This window comes from Wielerella bovis, from assembly GCF_022354465.1.
GTDB classification, from domain to species: Bacteria; Pseudomonadota; Gammaproteobacteria; order Burkholderiales; family Neisseriaceae; genus Wielerella; species Wielerella bovis.
Window position 1 is genome coordinate 1,586,808 of sequence record NZ_CP092361.1, and the last position, 18,030, is coordinate 1,604,837.

Genomic DNA, 18,030 nt, shown 5'->3' on the forward strand with positions numbered 1-18,030 from the left:
CTAATGGCTATTCGTTCGCGGTTGGATTTTCCACTAAATTCATTCAATTTTGCGTTGAAAATACTCTCCAATAGGCAGTACGTCTTGAATTGTAGTCAATTAAAATAATACAGTGCTGTCAGCCTCCCTTATATACCAAGTGTACACAGCGGATGCTGTCATCTTGTCTGTTTATTATTAACCAAATATAAATAAATTTATATGAAAAACAATATATTACCTAACACATCCGCGCTCTCATGGACAACTATGTAATTGCATGTAATTTTACTTGTCTAAACAAAAAAATTATTGCACAATTTATGACTATTGTTCATAGCCATTCATGTTTTCAGGCTGCCTATTTTCAATAAATGCAGCCTGAAAACCCATCTCAAAAAACAGAGGATAAATTCATGAGTAGCAATATCAACGACTTCATCAATCGACTAGGCAAAAATCTCAAACACCAACTCAAATGGGCAAAACGTCAAAACATTGAAGCATGGCGTATTTATGATAAAGATATTCCACAATTCCCTTTTGCCATAGATGTTTACGGTGAACATATTCATCTACAAGAATACGATACAGGCTGGCTAATGCATGAAGATGAATATCGTGCATGGTTAGATGAAGTGTGCGAAGCGGTTCAATATGTAACGGGATTTTCTCGTCAAAATATCCATTTAAAACAACGAATGCGTCAAAAAGGTACGGCGCAATATGAAAAAACAGGTATTCTTAGTGAAGATTTCATCATCAGCGAAAATGGTCGCCAATTTTGGGTCAATCTAGACAAATATTTAGACACAGGCTTATTTCTAGACCATCGCAATACGCGCAAAGTTGTCGGCGACACCGCCGCAGGCAAACGCTTTCTCAACCTATTTTCTTATACAGGCAGTTTCACTGTTTACGCTGCTACGGGTGGCGCAATATACAGCGAAACTGTTGATTTATCCAATACTTATCTGGATTGGGCGCGTGAAAATTTCTTGCTCAACAACATAGATTTAGCACAGCACCATATTGTGCGTGCCGATGTTTTTCAATATCTTGCCGATGCCATGCGTCAAAATAAACAATTTGACATTATCGTGTTAGACCCACCTAGTTTTTCCAATAGCAAAAAAATGTTGGATATTTTGGATATTCAGCGCGATCAAGCAAAATTAATTGATGGCGCAATGAATTTACTCGCTAAAGATGGTATTTTGTATTTCTCCAACAATTTACGCTCATTTACATTGAATGATGACATTGCAGCACGTTATCAAGTAACAGAAATATCAAAAAAATCCATTCCTGATGATTTTCGTAACAAAAAAATTCATCAATGCTGGGAGATTCAACATCGTTAGAATTTGTTATAATCTTTCCTTGCAGCACTAAATAAACCTTGTAGGAAACTTTACGATAATGCAGTAAATAAACCGATAGGAGTCAACATGACTTTTGAAGCAAGAGCAAAACAAGCGTTGATTGCCAATAGCAATGGACGTGTGGAAGATTTTATTCTGTTTGATAAACAATCAGAAACTATTGATGAGTTGGTTCTTCGTTCCCATCCCTATTGTCGCCTGATTTTTTCAGGTTCCCAGCCATTGGAAATTGTGTTGGGAACAAATACTTCTATTACCCTACCATCAAATGAATTGTTATTTCTTGCCCCCTATATTTTTTACCGTTTGTCACCACGTAAAGAAACTGTAGATAGCTTATCTGTCCGTTTTGCACCTGCGACTAATTTCTTTATTTCAGCCTACTGGGATGATGCTCGCACCCTATTACAACGTGCGCAACACGGTTTACACTTCAATTCAACCGCAACCAGCGAAGTTTATGCTTTATACAATGAACTGTATAACGAATGTTCACTAAGCCATGTATGTAAAATCATTACTATTTTTGATATCTTGTCCAAAAATTTACCTGCTAACAATGTATTGAGCGATTCATTCCCACGTCAAGAGCGCGACCAACGTTTCTGCCAAGTAACAGAAGAGTATATTCAAGGACATTTGGAGAGTAATATTTCTGTTGTAGAAATGGCTGATAAATTACATTTATCTGTTTCTAGCTTTCACCAAAAATTCCGCCAATATTTTGATTGCTCATTTCACAACTATTTATTACAAAAGAAAATTGAACATGCTTGTCGCTTACTAGATGTAACTAACATGACAGTAGCAGAAATTGCTGAACGACTCAATTTCAGCTCGCCATCTCATTTTACATCAGCATTCAAACGATTCTGCCACACAACACCACGCTTGTATCGACAAGAAAGCCAAAATAATACTGCAGATAATCGTGAGGCAGCCTGAAAAGAAAAAAACACACCTATTAATATTTTAGGTGTGTTTTTTATTTTCAAGCTGCCTAATATAGTAAATTCACTAAACCAGTACAGCGTTGCCAGCCCCCTTATGTACTATAGTCGTAGAAATGAAAATGCAGTACAAGGCGACAACGCCCGCCGTGTACGAATAGTACATAAGGGCGTTGGCAACGCCGTACTGCTTTTTCAGTTCTGCGACTATAGTTGTACACGGCGGTCGCTGTCGCCTTGTCCTGATTTAAATTGAATCCACTATACGTTAGAATACACAAAATATTTCATTAGGAAAAACACATTATGCAAATCTATTTAGTCGGCGGTGCAGTCCGCGACACCTTACTCGGTTTGGAAGTGAAAGACCGCGATTGGGTGGTGGTCGGCGCGGACGCAGACCATTTATTGCAACAAGGTTTCCAACCAGTCGGCAAAGATTTCCCCGTTTTTTTGCACCCGACCACCCACGAAGAATACGCGCTCGCCCGCACCGAACGCAAAACAGGCAAAGGCTATGCAGGATTTGCCTTTTATGCCGATAAATCCGTTACTTTAGAACAAGATTTACTCCGCCGCGATTTAACCATTAACGCAATGGCACAAGACGAACAGGGCAATCTGATTGACCCTTTTAATGGACAATCAGATTTACAAAACAAAATTCTACGCCACGTTTCCCCTGCATTTACCGAAGACCCTGTACGAATTTTGCGTACCGCACGATTTGCAGCGCGATATGGTTTCGCCGTTGCGCCCGAAACCATGCAGCTTATGCGCGATATGGTGGCAGCGGGCGAAGTGGACGCTTTAATTGCCGAACGCGTGTGGCAAGAATTTGCCAAAGGCTTAATGGAAAATAATCCACGACAAATGATTGAAATATTAAGAGAATGTGGCGCATTGCGCGTTTTACTGCCCGAGGTAGATGCGCTATTTGGTGTGCCACAACGGGCGGAATTTCATCCCGAAATTTGTTCAGGCGAACACACTTTATTGGTACTGCAAAGAGCTGCAGATTTGGGTTTCAGGCTACCTGAACGCTATGCGGCATTGCTACATGATTTAGGTAAAGCATTGACACCAGAAGAAATTTTACCCAAACACATTGGACATGATGAACGTGGTATTGCCCCAGTCCGTGCCGTGAATACTCGTTGGCGTGTGCCAAAAAATTGTGCGGAATTAGCAGAATTGGTGTGCAAATTTCACATTCGTTTCCACCAAGTTGGTATGATAAAAAAGCCAGTTAAGATATTAAATTTATTAAAAGAAGTAGATGCTATTCGTCGTCCCGAACGTTTTCAGGCTGCCTTAAATGTATGCGTAGCAGATATGCAGGGACGTTTAGGGCGCGAAACAGCAGTGTATCCGCAACGCGAATATTTGCTGGCGATGTTGGCGGTGGCGATGTCAGTAAATACGGCAGAAATTGCAAAAAAATTTGCTGATAAGCCCAAAGTGATTGCGGAACAAATTGATGTAGTACGCACCACAGCGATTGCGGCAGAAATGAATCATTGGGGCGATGTAAATGCACATTGATTTTTCGGGCAGAAATCGTTAGCAAAATTGAGATTTTGCAAAAATTTTTGAATGTATAGTGAATTCAATTTAAACCAGTACAGCGTTGCTAGCTCCCTTATGTAATATGTGTACACGGCGATCGCTGTCGCCTTGTCCTGATTTAAATTGAATCCACTATATATCGCAAAGAAATACACCATACAAGGTTTCAGGCTGCCTATTTATATGAATTATATTCATTCAATAAAGGAAAATTTACCATTTGTCAGATAAGCTTCATACACATTAATATGCCAGCATTCAGCACCTATAATTCATCCAAATTAATATTGTTATTATTTTAAACAACCATAATCAACAAAGGAAATCACCATGAGCCAAACCCTACCCTTACACGCCGATACCGTTGGCAGCTATTTGCGTACCGCCGCATTAAAACAAGCGCGTGCCGATTTTGCCGCTGGAACAATCAACCGAGAACAATTAAGCCAAGTGGAAGATCAAGAAATCAAAAAATTGGTAGATGCACAATTAAACGCAGGCATTCAAGTTGTTACCGATGGCGAATTTCGCCGTTCTTGGTGGCACATTGATTTTTTGGAAAACTTGAATGGTATTGAAGGCTTTGTGCCCGAACAAGGTTATGCATTCAAAGGGGTAGAAGTACGCAAATACAATACCCGTTGCAATGGCAAAGTGTCTTGGAATCACAATCACCCCTTTATCAAGCATTACCAAGCATTAGCGCAAATAGTCGGCGACCGTGCCATTGTCAAATACACCATTCCCAGCATCAATCAATTGATGTATCCGTTTATTTGGGATACGGGTGTGTATACCAATAAACAAGCCTTTTGCGAAGATGTGCGCCAAGCATACAAAGATGCGATTCGCGCATTTTACGATGCAGGCTGCCGTTATTTGCAATTAGATGACGTGTATTGGGGTACATTGTGCAACAATCACGATAAACCTGATTTTGCCGAAAATAAACAATACGCGCTGGAAAATATTCAGGCTGTGTTGGCGGATAAACCTGCGGATATGACAATTACCACCCACGTTTGTCGCGGCAATTACAAATCGTCTTATTTACTGACGGGCGCGTATGACCCTGTGGCGGAAGATTTATTTGGCAAAACCGCTTACGATGGCTATTTTTTGGAATACGATACCGAACGTTCGGGCGGTTTTGAACCCTTGAAATATTTCAACGATAATCCACACAAAGGTCGCGTGGTATTGGGCTTGATTACCTCCAAATTCCCTGAATTGGAAGACAAAGATGTGATTAAAACGCGAATCGCCGAAGCCGCGAAATATGTGCCTTTGGAACGACTGGCTTTGTCGCCACAATGTGGTTTTGCGTCCACCGAAGAAGGCAATATTTTGACCGAAGCAGAACAATGGGCAAAAGTGCGCTTGGTAGAAGAAATTGCCCAAGAAGTTTGGGGCGAAGATTGATTTATAGTCGTTTAAAATACAAATAATACAGCATTGTCAACGTCCCTATGTACTAGATGTACACAGTGGGCGTTGTCGCCCTGTTCTATTTCAATTTGCAACAACTATAAAATAATAATATTTAACTAAATAATCAGAATAGGCAGCCTATTGCACACCTGATGCAATATTGAAAAGTGGCATAATCTTTCAGGCTGCCATCATATTGTTTGCCATATAAAATAGGCAGCCTGAAAAAATTTCAGCTTGAAAACCAATACTAATGCCACATAAACGACAATAGCACACTCTACAGCGAATTATTTATCCTATTTATAGTGAATTCACATTACTTACCATATTCAAATTTCGGTTTAGACGATTGCTGTCGTATCTTCTCACGCAACTCATCTTCCGTCATGACTTTCTTATCATTCAAACAAAACGCATCGTACAATACACGGCGCACACGGTCATTGCTATTACGTTGCCCTCCCAATATTTTCCACTGTGCATTGCGCGGCTGAATCCAACGCTGATTAACCGTATCCGCATAAGCAAATGTCTTAATACGAGAACCCTCGCTGTCCAATAATTTTGTTCCCGTTACACAATGCAAGCCTTCCGCAGTAATATTATCACTCCCACCAAACGATTGATTATTAAATAAATAACGAACACTACCATCTGGCACAACCTTGATACTACTGAGTAAAATTTGCGGTTTACCCTTAAACATATTGTCCACATAAATCTCAAACCAATCACCTTGTCGTGCATCAGGAACATGTGGCAAATCCACGACACTTTCCACAAATTCCTTTTCCACCTCATCCTTACCCCATAATCGGCGGTCACCTTCATTCATAAAATAAGAGTCTGAATCCGCTGCAAATGTTGGCATCGTCATTACACACAACAAAGCAGCCAAAAATGTTTTTTTCATGATTTATCCTTAAAAAATTGTAATTTTCAGGCTGCCTTATAATATAAATTTGCTATCAAGGTAGCCTGAAAAATAATCATATTATAGTGAATCCACTATAATAAATTTATGTATTTATCTACAAAAATAAAAAAGCAGCCTGAAAAATATTTTCAGACTGCCTACATTCATATTTACGCACGTAACTGTGTCAATACTTGCTCACGCACAGTATCCACCGCCTGCGTACCATTCACTTTAATATAGCGTGGCGCATGCTCACCCGATAACTGACTGTAAAAGCCCACCAAGACCTCCGTTTGCTCATGATACACTTCCAAACGTTTTTTTACCGTCTCTTCTTTATCATCATCACGTTGCACTAAATCCTCACCCGTTTCATCGTCCTTGCCAGCCACTTTGGGCGGATTGTGTTTCAAATGATACGTCCGACCCGATGCCAAATGCACACGGCGACCACTCATGCGTTCCACAATCACTTCATCTGGCACATCAATTTCCACTACCGCATCCAAATCTACGCCAGCCGCAACCATCGCTTCTGCTTGCGCCAAAGTGCGCGGAAAACCGTCAAACAAAAAACCATTTTGACAATCGGCTTGCGCGATGCGTTCTTTAACCATACCAATAATGATGTCATCACGCACCAAACCACCCGCATCAATGATTTTTTTTGCTTCCAAACCCAACGGCGTACCTGCTTTAATCGCTGCACGCAGCATATCGCCTGTTGAAATTTGCGGAATACCAAATTCACGAGTGATGAATTGCGCCTGCGTACCTTTACCCGCACCTGGTGCACCTAATAATAAGATTTTCATGATTTCTACCCCTGCTTCAGTTATCAAAAACAATATAGTAATACGTTTTCAGGCAGCCTGAAAAGATTTGTACATCATTTCATTTATATCAATCTCTATTTCAACCCAAAAACTGCATTTTTTTTATGGCAGAGAATCCGAGAAAACGCTATCATAACGGTTATTTTATTATTGTTAAGCCAACTGAATAGCCGCTTGTGATTTTTTGCTGATGGCGGTTAGGGAGAGAAACTTTGAAAACACATACAAAAATGATTGCAGCCTCGTTATCTTTGATGGCTACGGCTCATGTATTTGCTGGCGTGGGCGGCTTGAATGTGCAGTCTAATTTGGGCGAGCCATTTTCAGGCAGCATTGTGGTTACAGGTCGTGAAGCTGAAGCATTGATTAAAAGCGGTTCTGTGAGTGTATCAGGTAACGGCATTCAAGGTACAGTTGTACCACAAGGCAACAATAAAGCCTTGATTCGTTTACGCTCTTCCGCAGCCATCAACGACCCAGTAGTCAATTTAACTGTTAAAGCAGGTAACCAAACACGCCAATATACTGTTATGGTTAATCCTGCTAATTATCGTCCGCGTGCAGCCAACAAAGCAACAACTACGCGTACCAATACGGCATCTGCTCAACAAATACATAAACGTGCAGAAACAACTATTTCTGTGCCACAAGGTCCTTTTAGCAACGATTACAATCCTAATCGCCAAACAGCTAAAATGCAGCCTGAAAACAGCGTTGAATATGTGCGCAAATCTCCTACAGCACAACAACGTGTTCGTAGCGTACGTCCACGTTACTATCGTGCACACAATGGAGAAAGTTTAGCCTCTATTGCTGCACGTTATCGTCCACATGGCATGAGTGTACAACGTGCAATGCGCGGACTTGTTGCTGCTAACCCACGCGCGTTCCGCAATGGCAATCCTAATTCCATATACCGTAATGTAACGTTGTACATTCCAACAGCATCGCAATGGTATGCATATAGCAACCGCCGTATTCATAAAACACATTCACCACGTTTGGCAGCTCAGCCAAATACAAATAAATCTGCGATAGTTAAACCATCTGTTCAACCATCGCAAGCGGTTGTGCCTCCATCGCAAACTGAAACTGTTGCAAATACACAACAAAACCAAGCTGCATCACCACAACCTACTCAATCAGATAATACACAACAGGAGCCAATTCAAGAGAAACAAGTTGAAAAACCCGTTGAAATAGCAACAACCCCCGCATTTGCATCGGACAATAAACCAAAAGAAACAACAGAAGTTGCTTCTGCTCCTATCACTGTAGCGTCAGCTACACAGGTTGCTGCTGCATCAACACCTATTATTGCATCAGCAGAAACAGCTAGTGTTGCTAGTAGCGCTATTACTGCAGTAGCCTCACAAGCATCTCAAACATCCACAGTTGCAGCCTCATCAGAAGTTACGGCTGCACCACCCAAACCCCAAAAACGTCCACCTATGCCTACTGCAGAAGAACCTGTGGAAGAAGAGGGTTTTGACTGGTTAGGTTTAGGCTTGCCTATTGGTGCTGGTTTATTAGTATTAGGCGGTAGTGCAGCTTACTTAATCAATCGTCGTCGCAAAGCCAATGCTGCAGATGATGAAGATGATGGAGATGTAAGTTTTGATGATGATTCAGAAGAGTGGGCTGTTGCACCTGTCGCAACAAGCACAGCTACACAAGCATCGGATGTTGAAGCCGAATGGGATTTACCTGAAACAACCCCATCATTTGAAACTAGTGATGAACTATTTGATTTACCAGCAGAAGAAACGATATCTTCCGTTCAAACTGCATCAAATACATCTGCTCAAGATTTTGATTTAAACAATTTTGAACCTGATAATTTAGCAGATTTTTCCGTAGACACTACAGCGCCAGAAGAAGATTTTGATTGGGCTGTATCTGAAGAACCAGTAATTCCAGCGGCTGTGGCTGTTGAAACAGAAGAAAGCTGGGAGGTAAATACTAATTTATTGAGTCAACCATCAACTGCTACCAATACTCTTGAATCATCTTCTGATGAAGAATGGTTACTTAATGAATCCTTTACTACAAGTGAAACATCGGCTGTTGCGACTACAAATTCAGTTGAAATTGAAGAAGATTGGTCGAATAATACTTTTGTAGTTGAAGAAACTGCACCTATTACGGAAACAAGTTCGCCTGAATCTATTGATGATATATTCAATTTAGATTTGCCAACCGAAACAGCAACTACAAACTCCCTAGATGAATTTGACATTAATCTACCAGAAACCTCTGTAGATTTCACATCGTCTGAAGCAGTTGATACTACAATTCATGATGAAGTATTAGATTTTGATTTAGACTTGTCAACTGCTGCGGTTGCAGGTGCTGCAACAACAGTTGTGGCTGCAACAATTGCTGATAATGTAGATACATCATCTGATATAGCTGTGAATTTAGATGCTCCAAGCGCGCCTATAGATTCACTTGATGAATTCAGTTTGGATTTACCTACTGAGACAGCTGTTCAGGATGTTTCAGGCAAAGAAATTTCAGTGGATGATTTTGGTTTAGAGTTACCAACAGAAACTACCACGCCTGAAATTGCAGTTGATGATTTCGGTTTAGAATTACCAACTATTGAAGAACCCGCTATCAGTTTGGATGCACCAGCTGTCGAAACAGCCAATATCAATCTAAATGATATTCCTGAAGTAGCAGATTCTGTTATCTCATTAGATACACCAGATATCGCTGTTGATGATTTTGGTTTAGAGTTGCCAACAGAGCCTGTAACCGAAGTTTCATTAGATGACTTTGACCTAGATATGACAGTGGAAGCACCACAAACCAGCATTCCTGTTGCTGACGAAATCGGCATGGCATTTGATGATAATTTATCGGTTGGTATAGATGAGCCTGTTCAGACTGCACTTGTTACTGATGACTTATCATTAAGCGTAGATGAACCTGTTCAAGATACACCTATTACTGATGATTTATCACTGAATATTGAAGAAGCTGTTCAGGCTGCACCTGTTGCTGATGACTTGTCATTTAATGTAGATGAACCTGTTCAAGATACACCTATTACTGATAATTTATCACTGAATATTGAAGAACCTGTTCAGGCTGCACCTGTTTTTGATGATTTATCATTTAACATGGATGAACCTGCAACGCCTCCAACTTTAACAGTTGAAGAGTCTCTCGATACTTCCTCTTGGGATATTGCAGATGCGCCAAAAGAAGTTGGTTTCGTTTCCGAATCTGTAGATATGACTGCACCAATGGAAGCGCGTTTGGAATTAGCTAAAATGTATCTAGAAATTGATGATGCCGTTGCTGCACGCGAAACTTTGCGTGAATTGATTAATGAATCAAGTGGCGATGTTCAACATCAAGCAAAACAACTGCTAAATGAATTGGGTGGTTAATCCAAATTAACTAATCTAAAACAACACCACTTTACACATTATTGTAAAGTGGTGTTTTCTTTTGTTAAGAAAAACTTGTTTTTTCATACAATATCATGTAATTTACGTCTCATTCAAAGGCAGCCTGAAACATTTACAACAATATATTTCAGGCTGCCCTACCATTATTTAGCAAAGGAAATATTATGGGCAATTTTAATCCAATGTATGTAACATTCGGCATTTACCTCATCGTTGTATTGCTGATTGGTGTCGCCGCCTACTTTTCTACACGCAATTTTGACGACTATGTATTGGGGGGACGTAGTTTTGGTAGTTTTGTAACCGCCATGTCCGCAGGTGCATCAGATATGTCAGGTTGGCTATTAATGGGCTTACCTGGAGCCATTTTTTTATTCGGTTTAAGCAAGGCTTGGATTGCGATTGGTTTGGTTGTCGGCGCATACTTTAACTGGAAGTTAGTAGCAGGACGATTGCGAGTGCAAACCGAATTTAACAATAATGCACTCACCCTACCCGATTATTTTTATCACCGATTTGGTGCGACAGGGCACGTTATGAAAGTCATGTCTGCCAGCATCATTTTGTTTTTCTTCACTATTTACAGTGCATCAGGCGTAGTAGCAGGCGCACGTTTGTTCCAGAGCTTATTTGATGTAAGCTATACTCAAGCCATGTGGTTGGGTGCAGGCGCAACCATTATCTATACCTTAATCGGTGGTTTTTTAGCAGTCAGTTGGACAGATACGCTACAAGCTACATTAATGATTTTCGCATTGATTTTAACGCCAATCATTGTTTATTTATCACTCGGTGGTGCCAATGAAGTCTCTGCCGCTTTTCAGGCTGCCTCTGCAGCATCAGGTAAACATTACAGCAGTTTATTTGAAGGACAAACCGCATTTACCATCATTTCCACCGCAGCATGGGGCTTGGGTTATTTTGGACAACCTCATATTTTGTCGCGTTTCATGGCAGCAGATAGTGCCAAAACCATGGCAAATGCCCGTAGAATCGGCATGACATGGATGATTTTATGCTTAACTGGCGCATGTGCCGCAGGTTATTTTGGTATTGCTTATTTCCAAATGAATCCTGATTCTGTAAATATCATGAACGGCGACCACGAACGTGTCTTTATTTCTTTGACCACCTTATTGTTCAGTCCATGGATTGCAGGTGTCATTTTATCTGCCATTTTAGCAGCTGTAATGTCCACACTATCTGGACAATTATTAGTCTGCTCTACCGCAATCGCCGAAGACTTTTACAAAGGTTTCTTACGCCCTAATGCCGCACAAAAAGAACTGGTTTGGGTCGGACGTTTAATGGTATTTGCCGTTGCCATGATTGCCATGATTATCGCTTCCGACCCCAATAGTCGAGTATTGGGTTTGGTAGAAAACGCATGGGCCGGATTTGGTGCATCATTCGGTCCTGTGGTATTGATTTCATTATTTTGGAAACGCATGACCGCACAAGGTGCTATGGCAGGTATGTTATGCGGCGCGATAACCGTAGTTGCATGGAAACCATTAACAGGTAGTGCCATGTATGAAATGGTACCAGGATTCATCATTTGCACAATCGCCATTATTGTTGGCTCATTATTAAGCAAACCCACTCCCGAAATGGTTGAACGTTTTGAACGTGCTGATAAAGCATTTAAAGAAGCTGCATAAAAATATAAGGCAGCCTGAAAACAATTTTTCAGGCTGCCTTTATCATAAATTATTATAGTCGGTTAAAATAAAAGGTAACAACGCCCACCGTGTACAAGTCGTATACAAGAAGGTTGGTAACTCTGTATTATTTTTATCTGAACTACCTATATATTATTTACTGTAACAACATCCAAAACAAATTAAGCTAAAATAAAGCATCTTAAAAAATTATGAGGCAGCCTGAAAACATGAACTACCCTATTCCAGCCGTATCACAAAAATCATACTGGACAGAATTATCCAATGGCTCACTTATCTATTTACTCACACAAAATTTGCCACCCAATTCCACCAAGCTGATTTTAACCGCCGACAGCGAAACCGCCCACCGTCTCCACCAAGCGTGGCAATTTTTCCGACCGCAAGACAACGCCCTGTTTTTCCCCGACTGGGAAACTTTGCCCTACGAACATTTTTCGCCCCACAAAGACCTTGTTTCTGAACGGCTTTCCGTTTTGTGGCAACTGAAAAATGGTGGCGTAAACGCGCTGTTTGTGCCAGTCGCCACAGCCATGCAAAAGCTCGCGCCCGTGTCGTTTTTGTTGGCGCGGACGTTTTGGCTGAAAGTCGAGCAAACGCTTAACATTGATTTTTTAAAGAAAAATTTAGTGGAAGCAGGTTATCACAGCGTGGACAATGTTTTGGCGGCTGGCGAATTTGCCGTGCGCGGTGGGATTGTGGACGTGTTCCCCATGGGCGCGGAATTGCCCTATCGCCTTGATTTGTTTGACAATGAAATTGAACAAATCAAAACCTTTGACCCCGAAACGCAAAGAACCTTACAAAACATCAACGAAATCAGATTATTACCCGCCCACGAATTCCCCACAGATACAGACACACAAAAAATCTTCCGCAGCCGTTTCCGCGAAGAAATAGACAGCGACCCGTCCGCCGCAGCCGTGTACAAAGCGGTCGGCAATGGGCAATTTGGTGCAGGCGTGGAATATTATCTGCCCTTGTTTTTTGAACAAGATTGCGCCAATCTGTTTGATTATTTAGGGGAAAATGCGATTGTGGTTTGCACGGACAATGTCCACGCCCATGCCAATCGTTTTTGGGCGGACGTGAAATCGCGCCACCAACTCGCGCAGGGCGATGCGACTTATCCGCCGCTCACGCCGCCACATTTGTTTTTGTCGCCCGACCAATTTTCAGGCTGCCTGAAACCCTATCCGCAAATTTGGACACAATGTGATGAAAGACATGATTTACCTAATCTCGCGGTAAATCGTCAAGCGGAACAGCCTTTGGCGGCATTGGCGGATTTTCAGGCTGCTTTTGACGGCAAAATTTTGATTTGCGCCGAAAGTTTGGGGAGGCGCGAAACCATGTCCGCCTTTTTCAAACAAAATGGTTTGGAAACGCATATTGTGGAAAATTGGGCGGAATTTGTTGCAGGCAGCCTGAAAAATCCGTTGGCAATTTGCGTTGCGCCTTTGGTGCAGGGTTTTCAAATAAACAGCAATCTTGTCCCCTCCCCCGCCCCAAACGGGGGAGGGTTAGGGTGGGGGCAAATCGGCGAAACCACCCCCACCCCAGCCCTCCCCCGCCAGTCGGGGGAGGGGGCAGATTTGTGGCAGCCTGAAAATGCGTTGGCACAATCCCGTTCACAAAATTTGAAAAACAACGTTTCAGGCAGCCTGAAAATTGCTGTCATCACCGAAACCGAACTTTATCAATACCTTGCTCGCCCCAAATCCCGCCGCCTGAAACACGCCAAAATTTCCGACACCGCCCTGCGCGATTTGGCTGAAATCAATTTGGGCGACCCCGTTGTCCACCAAGAACACGGCATTGCGCGTTATCAAGGCTTGGTCAATATGAATTTTGGCGATGGCGACACGGAAATGATGTTGCTGGAATACGCCAACGAAGCACAACTGTATGTGCCTGTTTCTCAATTACATTTAATCAGCCGCTATTCAGGCAGCGCGGCAGAAAACGTGTCTTTGCACAAACTCGGCACAAGCGCGTGGGGCAAAGCCAAACGCAAAGCCGCCGAACAAGTCCGCGACACCGCCGCCGAATTGCTCAATTTGTACGCCCAACGTGCCGCGCAAACGGGTTTCAAATTTGAAATCAATGAATTGGATTACCAAGCATTTGCAGATGGATTTGGCTACGAAGAAACCGAAGACCAAGCCGCAGCCATTGCTGCCGTATTGAAAGACTTGACCCAATCCAAACCAATGGACAGGCTGGTGTGTGGCGATGTCGGTTTTGGCAAAACGGAAGTGGCGTTACGCGCCGCGTTTGTCGCGGTGATGGGCGGCAAACAGGTTGCCGTGTTAGCCCCGACCACGCTTTTAGTAGAACAACACGCCAAGAATTTTGCCGACCGTTTTGCCGATTTTCCCGTGAAAACGGCAGCGTTGTCGCGTTTTAACAGCACCAAAGAAACCAAAGCCACACTCGCTGGCATGGCGGACGGCACGGTGGACATCGTCATCGGCACGCACAAATTGGTGCAAGACGATATTTCGTTTAAAAACTTGGGCTTGGTCATCATTGACGAAGAACACCGTTTCGGTGTGCGCCAAAAAGAGCAGTTGAAACGCCTGCGCGCCAATGTGGACATGCTGACGCTGACCGCCACGCCCATTCCGCGCACATTGAGCATGGCGTTGGAAGGTTTGCGCGATTTTTCGCTGATGACGACCGCGCCCAGCCGTCGACTTGCCGTGAAAACTTTTGTGAAACCGTTTGGCGATGGCAGTGTGCGCGAAGCCGTGTTGCGCGAATTGAAACGCGGTGGACAAGTTTTTTTCCTGCATAATGAAGTAGATACGATTGAAAATATGCGCGACAAGCTGGCTGAACTTTTGCCCGAAGCGCGAATTGGCGTGGCGCACGGACAGTTGCGTGAACGCGAGTTGGAACAGGTCATGCGCGAATTTTTGCAACAGAAATTCAATGTCTTACTCTGTTCCACCATTATTGAGACGGGCATTGACATTCCGAACGCCAACACGATTATCATCAATCGTGCCGACAAATTTGGCATAGCCCAGTTACACCAGTTGCGTGGGCGCGTGGGGCGCAGTCATCATCAGGCGTATGCTTATCTTTTTACACCCGAATTTGTCAGCAAAGACGCGCAAAAACGGCTGGACGCGATTGCGGCGGCGGACGAATTGGGCGCAGGTTTCGCGCTTGCCATGCAGGATTTGGAAATTCGTGGCGCGGGCGAAATTTTGGGCGAAGGGCAATCGGGCGAAATGGCGCAAGTCGGTTTGACTTTGTACACGGAAATGTTGAAACAAGCCGTGCGCGATTTGAAAAAGGGGCGCATGCCTGATTTGGACTCGCCTTTGGGCGTGAGTACCGAGATTAAATTGCACGCGCCAGCTTTGCTGCCTGAAAGTTATTGCCCTGATATTCATGAACGCTTGGTGTTGTACAAACGTTTGGCGACTTGCGAAAACATCAATCAAATCAATGAAATTTACGAAGAATTGATTGACCGTTTTGGGCTGCCTGAAACGCCTGTGAATACGCTGGTGGAAAGTCATCGTTTGCGCGTATTGGCGCGGGATTTGGGGATTGAGACGGTGGACGCGACTGCGGACGCGCTGACATTGGGTTTCGGCAAACAAATGGTGCTTGACCCGATGAAAATCATCGCCATCATGCAACGCGAAAAAGGTTGGCGCATGGCAGGTGGCGATAGATTGCGCGTGGAAATCAAAAGCGCAGATGTGGTGGCACGGATTGAGAATGTGCGGAAGGTGTTGAAGTTGTTGGCGGAATAAGGTTTCAGGCTGCCTTACAGTACACGACAAAAATCTTTCATGCAACCTGAAACCTATCTCCTCCCACGCTGGCGAGGGAGAGAACAGATTAGTGGCAACTTCAAAAAATTGTCGTGCACTGTAAGGCTGAAACCTTTGCAAAACCCCTAAAAATATAGTGGATTCAATTTAAATCAGGACAAGGCGACAGCGACCGCCGTATACACCTAGTATATAAGGGAGCTGGCAACGCTGTACTGGTTTAAATTGCATTCACTATATCAACTACACCATCATTACCGCGTAGGCGGCAATCCAACTTTTCTATTATAGTCAATTCAAAATAAAATAGTACAATACCCTATTTTCTAGGATTTAAAAAATGGCACATTCAACTGAACTGCGAAATAAAGCATTAAATTATTATGAACAATGCAAAAATATCAGTAAAGTTGCCCAAGCTTACCAAATATCCAGAAATACGCTCTACCTATGGATACGCTTAAAAGAGCAAACAGGCAGCTTAAATCATCAAGTAAAGGGACAAAATGCAAATAAATTAAACAGTCAAAAATTGGCTGAATATGTGCAACAACACCCTGATGCTTATTTACATGAAATAGCTGAACTTTTTAATTGTTCAAAATCAGCCATTTTTTATGCACTCAAAAGAATGGGTATCACATGTAAAAAAAGACCACCACATACAAAGAACAAGACCCAAATAAAGTAAAGTGTAGAAATTACTAGCGTTGTTTACAGTATTGAAAGACAATACTGCCATGAATATCCATAAGAACACTCGCCTTACCCCACACCATCGTCAAGCCATTTGGCTAGCTTATACGCAAAACAAAGAAAGCGTTACTTCACTGGCTCGCCGTTTTATGGTTAGTCGCCAAACCATTTATCGTGTACTGAAAGCCGCTCGTCTTCGCCTACTTAAACCGCAAAACAGCACCAACAATCGTTTCAAACAAGCAAAATACGGTATGAAACGATTAGCCAAAGTAGAACGAGAAATTCAAGAGAAACTCAAAAAGCAAGCACAACGATACAATAAATCTTATCCTGGCGAAATGGTACATGTAGATACCAAACGCTTACCTTTACTTAAAGGACAAAAAGCAACGGATAAACGTGAGTATCTGTTTGTTGCTATTGATGATTTTTCTCGTGAGTTGTATGCTGCCATTTTGCCTGATAAAACTGCTACAAGTGCGGCTAAATTTCTAACTGAACAAGTCATAGAGCCTTGCCCATACCAAATTGACTGCATTTATTCAGATAATGGTAGTGAATACAAAGGTGCGGCAAATCATGCGTTTGGTGTGGCGTGTTTTGAAAACAATATCAATCAAAAATTCACTCGCCCAGCACGTCCACAAACCAATGGCAAAGCGGAACGCGTAATACGAACGATTATGCAGATGTGGTATGAGAAAACAGAGTTTACTGATCCATTGCATCGGCAAAAGGAATTATGTCGTTTTGTGAATTTTTATAATACTGTAAAGCCGCACAGTTCCTTAAATGGCGATACGCCATTTGAAGTGTTACAAGCTTATTTTTCTCAACCTGTTGTGTAAACAACTCGGTTTATTTCTACACTATGTACTAGGTGTACACAGCAGTCGCTGTCGCCTTGTCCTGATTTAAACGAAAAAGCCGAGAATGGGCAATCGGCATAATCCGATGATTGGATAAGGCTTGATGAAAATCGCGTTCCAATAAATCAATGTCGGGATACAGTTTGGTGATGTTTACATCATTGTTGTCTAAAACAAATTGTTTTAATCGCCACAAATCAAAGCCGTTGTGTCCCAAATCAGGGGTAAAGTCAAAATCCACAAAATATTCATCGTTAAGTAAAAAAGTGCAACCTATGCCGTGAAATTCATACGACAAACCATGATTAAGCTGACCTGTTCTGGCGATCAGATTGTCTCTCCAAGCCTTGATGGGGTAAATGTCACCAAAGGTTTTTTGAAATTCTGCTACACAAAATTCAACTTTTTGAAGGTAGATGTTGATTAAAGTGAATAGATTTTCTTGCATTGTGTTCACTTAATGATGAATAAAATTCAAACCATTATACC

11 protein-coding genes and 1 pseudogene are annotated in these 18,030 nt (G+C 42.3%); 9 read left to right on the forward strand and 3 right to left on the reverse strand.

Features of this window, described 5'->3' with window-relative positions; translation table 11 throughout:
- Nucleotides 1-395: 395 nt before the first annotated feature.
- The 4 genes from MIS45_RS07775 to MIS45_RS07790 all read left to right on the forward strand — a co-directional run bounded on the left by MIS45_RS07775 (nt 396) and on the right by MIS45_RS07790 (nt 5,305).
- On the forward strand, nt 396-1,343 hold the full coding sequence (locus tag MIS45_RS07775) for a class I SAM-dependent methyltransferase (RefSeq protein WP_249442069.1): 948 nt from the start codon (nt 396-398) through the stop codon (nt 1,341-1,343).
- 87 nt (nt 1,344-1,430) lie between these two features.
- Nucleotides 1,431-2,309, forward strand: coding sequence for a helix-turn-helix transcriptional regulator (locus tag MIS45_RS07780; RefSeq protein WP_249450109.1), 879 nt, complete (start codon nt 1,431-1,433; stop codon nt 2,307-2,309).
- A 311-nt stretch (nt 2,310-2,620) separates the two neighbouring features.
- Complete coding sequence (locus MIS45_RS07785; RefSeq protein ID WP_249450110.1) at nt 2,621-3,859, forward strand: multifunctional CCA addition/repair protein; 1,239 nt, start codon at nt 2,621-2,623, stop codon at nt 3,857-3,859.
- A gap of 354 nt (nt 3,860-4,213) precedes the next feature.
- Complete coding sequence (locus tag MIS45_RS07790; RefSeq protein ID WP_249450111.1) at nt 4,214-5,305, forward strand: 5-methyltetrahydropteroyltriglutamate--homocysteine S-methyltransferase; 1,092 nt, start codon at nt 4,214-4,216, stop codon at nt 5,303-5,305.
- Nucleotides 5,306-5,633: 328 nt separating this feature from the next.
- Here the strand turns inward: MIS45_RS07790 and MIS45_RS07795 are convergent, their stop codons facing one another.
- Both MIS45_RS07795 and adk read right to left on the reverse strand, forming a co-directional pair.
- Nucleotides 5,634-6,230, reverse strand: a complete 597-nt coding sequence (locus tag MIS45_RS07795) for a CNP1-like family protein (protein ID WP_249450112.1) — start codon at nt 6,228-6,230, stop codon at nt 5,634-5,636.
- 173 nt (nt 6,231-6,403) lie between these two features.
- Nucleotides 6,404-7,051: an adenylate kinase gene (gene adk / locus MIS45_RS07800; RefSeq protein ID WP_249445517.1), complete on the reverse strand. Its 648-nt coding sequence runs from the start codon at nt 7,049-7,051 to the stop codon at nt 6,404-6,406.
- Nucleotides 7,052-7,284: 233 nt separating this feature from the next.
- On the opposite strand from adk, the gene MIS45_RS07805 reads away from it, so the two are divergent.
- The 5 genes and pseudogenes from MIS45_RS07805 (at nt 7,285) to MIS45_RS07825 (ending at nt 17,520) form a co-directional block, all read left to right on the forward strand.
- A complete protein-coding gene (locus MIS45_RS07805) occupies nt 7,285-10,473 on the forward strand; it encodes a FimV/HubP family polar landmark protein (RefSeq protein ID WP_249450113.1) in 3,189 nt (1,062 codons plus the stop codon).
- 185 nt (nt 10,474-10,658) lie between these two features.
- A complete protein-coding gene (gene putP, locus MIS45_RS07810; protein WP_249450114.1) occupies nt 10,659-12,155 on the forward strand; it encodes a sodium/proline symporter PutP in 1,497 nt (498 codons plus the stop codon).
- 230 nt (nt 12,156-12,385) lie between these two features.
- On the forward strand, nt 12,386-15,952 hold the full coding sequence (gene mfd, locus MIS45_RS07815) for a transcription-repair coupling factor (RefSeq protein WP_249450115.1): 3,567 nt from the start codon (nt 12,386-12,388) through the stop codon (nt 15,950-15,952).
- Nucleotides 15,953-16,313: 361 nt separating this feature from the next.
- A pseudogene (locus tag MIS45_RS07820) lies at nt 16,314-16,666 on the forward strand (IS630 family transposase); the annotation flags it as partial.
- A gap of 47 nt (nt 16,667-16,713) precedes the next feature.
- Complete coding sequence (locus MIS45_RS07825; RefSeq protein ID WP_249445581.1) at nt 16,714-17,520, forward strand: integrase core domain-containing protein; 807 nt, start codon at nt 16,714-16,716, stop codon at nt 17,518-17,520.
- A 28-nt stretch (nt 17,521-17,548) separates the two neighbouring features.
- On the opposite strand, the gene MIS45_RS07830 is transcribed toward MIS45_RS07825, so the two are convergent.
- Nucleotides 17,549-17,989, reverse strand: coding sequence for a DUF6896 domain-containing protein (locus MIS45_RS07830; RefSeq protein WP_249450116.1), 441 nt, complete (start codon nt 17,987-17,989; stop codon nt 17,549-17,551).
- Nucleotides 17,990-18,030 lie beyond the last annotated feature (41 nt).

Coding starts and splice junctions, on each gene's coding strand:
- MIS45_RS07780 (WP_249450109.1), top strand. CDS start 1,431: ATGACTTTTGAAGCAAGAGCAAAACAAGCGTTGATTGCCAATAGCAAT.
- MIS45_RS07795 (WP_249450112.1), bottom strand. CDS start 6,230: ATGAAAAAAACATTTTTGGCTGCTTTGTTGTGTGTAATGACGATGCCA.
- MIS45_RS07825 (WP_249445581.1), top strand. CDS start 16,714: ATGAATATCCATAAGAACACTCGCCTTACCCCACACCATCGTCAAGCC.
- mfd (WP_249450115.1), top strand. CDS start 12,386: ATGAACTACCCTATTCCAGCCGTATCACAAAAATCATACTGGACAGAA.
- MIS45_RS07790 (WP_249450111.1), top strand. CDS start 4,214: ATGAGCCAAACCCTACCCTTACACGCCGATACCGTTGGCAGCTATTTG.
- MIS45_RS07830 (WP_249450116.1), bottom strand. CDS start 17,989: ATGCAAGAAAATCTATTCACTTTAATCAACATCTACCTTCAAAAAGTT.
- adk (WP_249445517.1), bottom strand. CDS start 7,051: ATGAAAATCTTATTATTAGGTGCACCAGGTGCGGGTAAAGGTACGCAG.
- MIS45_RS07775 (WP_249442069.1), top strand. CDS start 396: ATGAGTAGCAATATCAACGACTTCATCAATCGACTAGGCAAAAATCTC.
- MIS45_RS07785 (WP_249450110.1), top strand. CDS start 2,621: ATGCAAATCTATTTAGTCGGCGGTGCAGTCCGCGACACCTTACTCGGT.
- putP (WP_249450114.1), top strand. CDS start 10,659: ATGGGCAATTTTAATCCAATGTATGTAACATTCGGCATTTACCTCATC.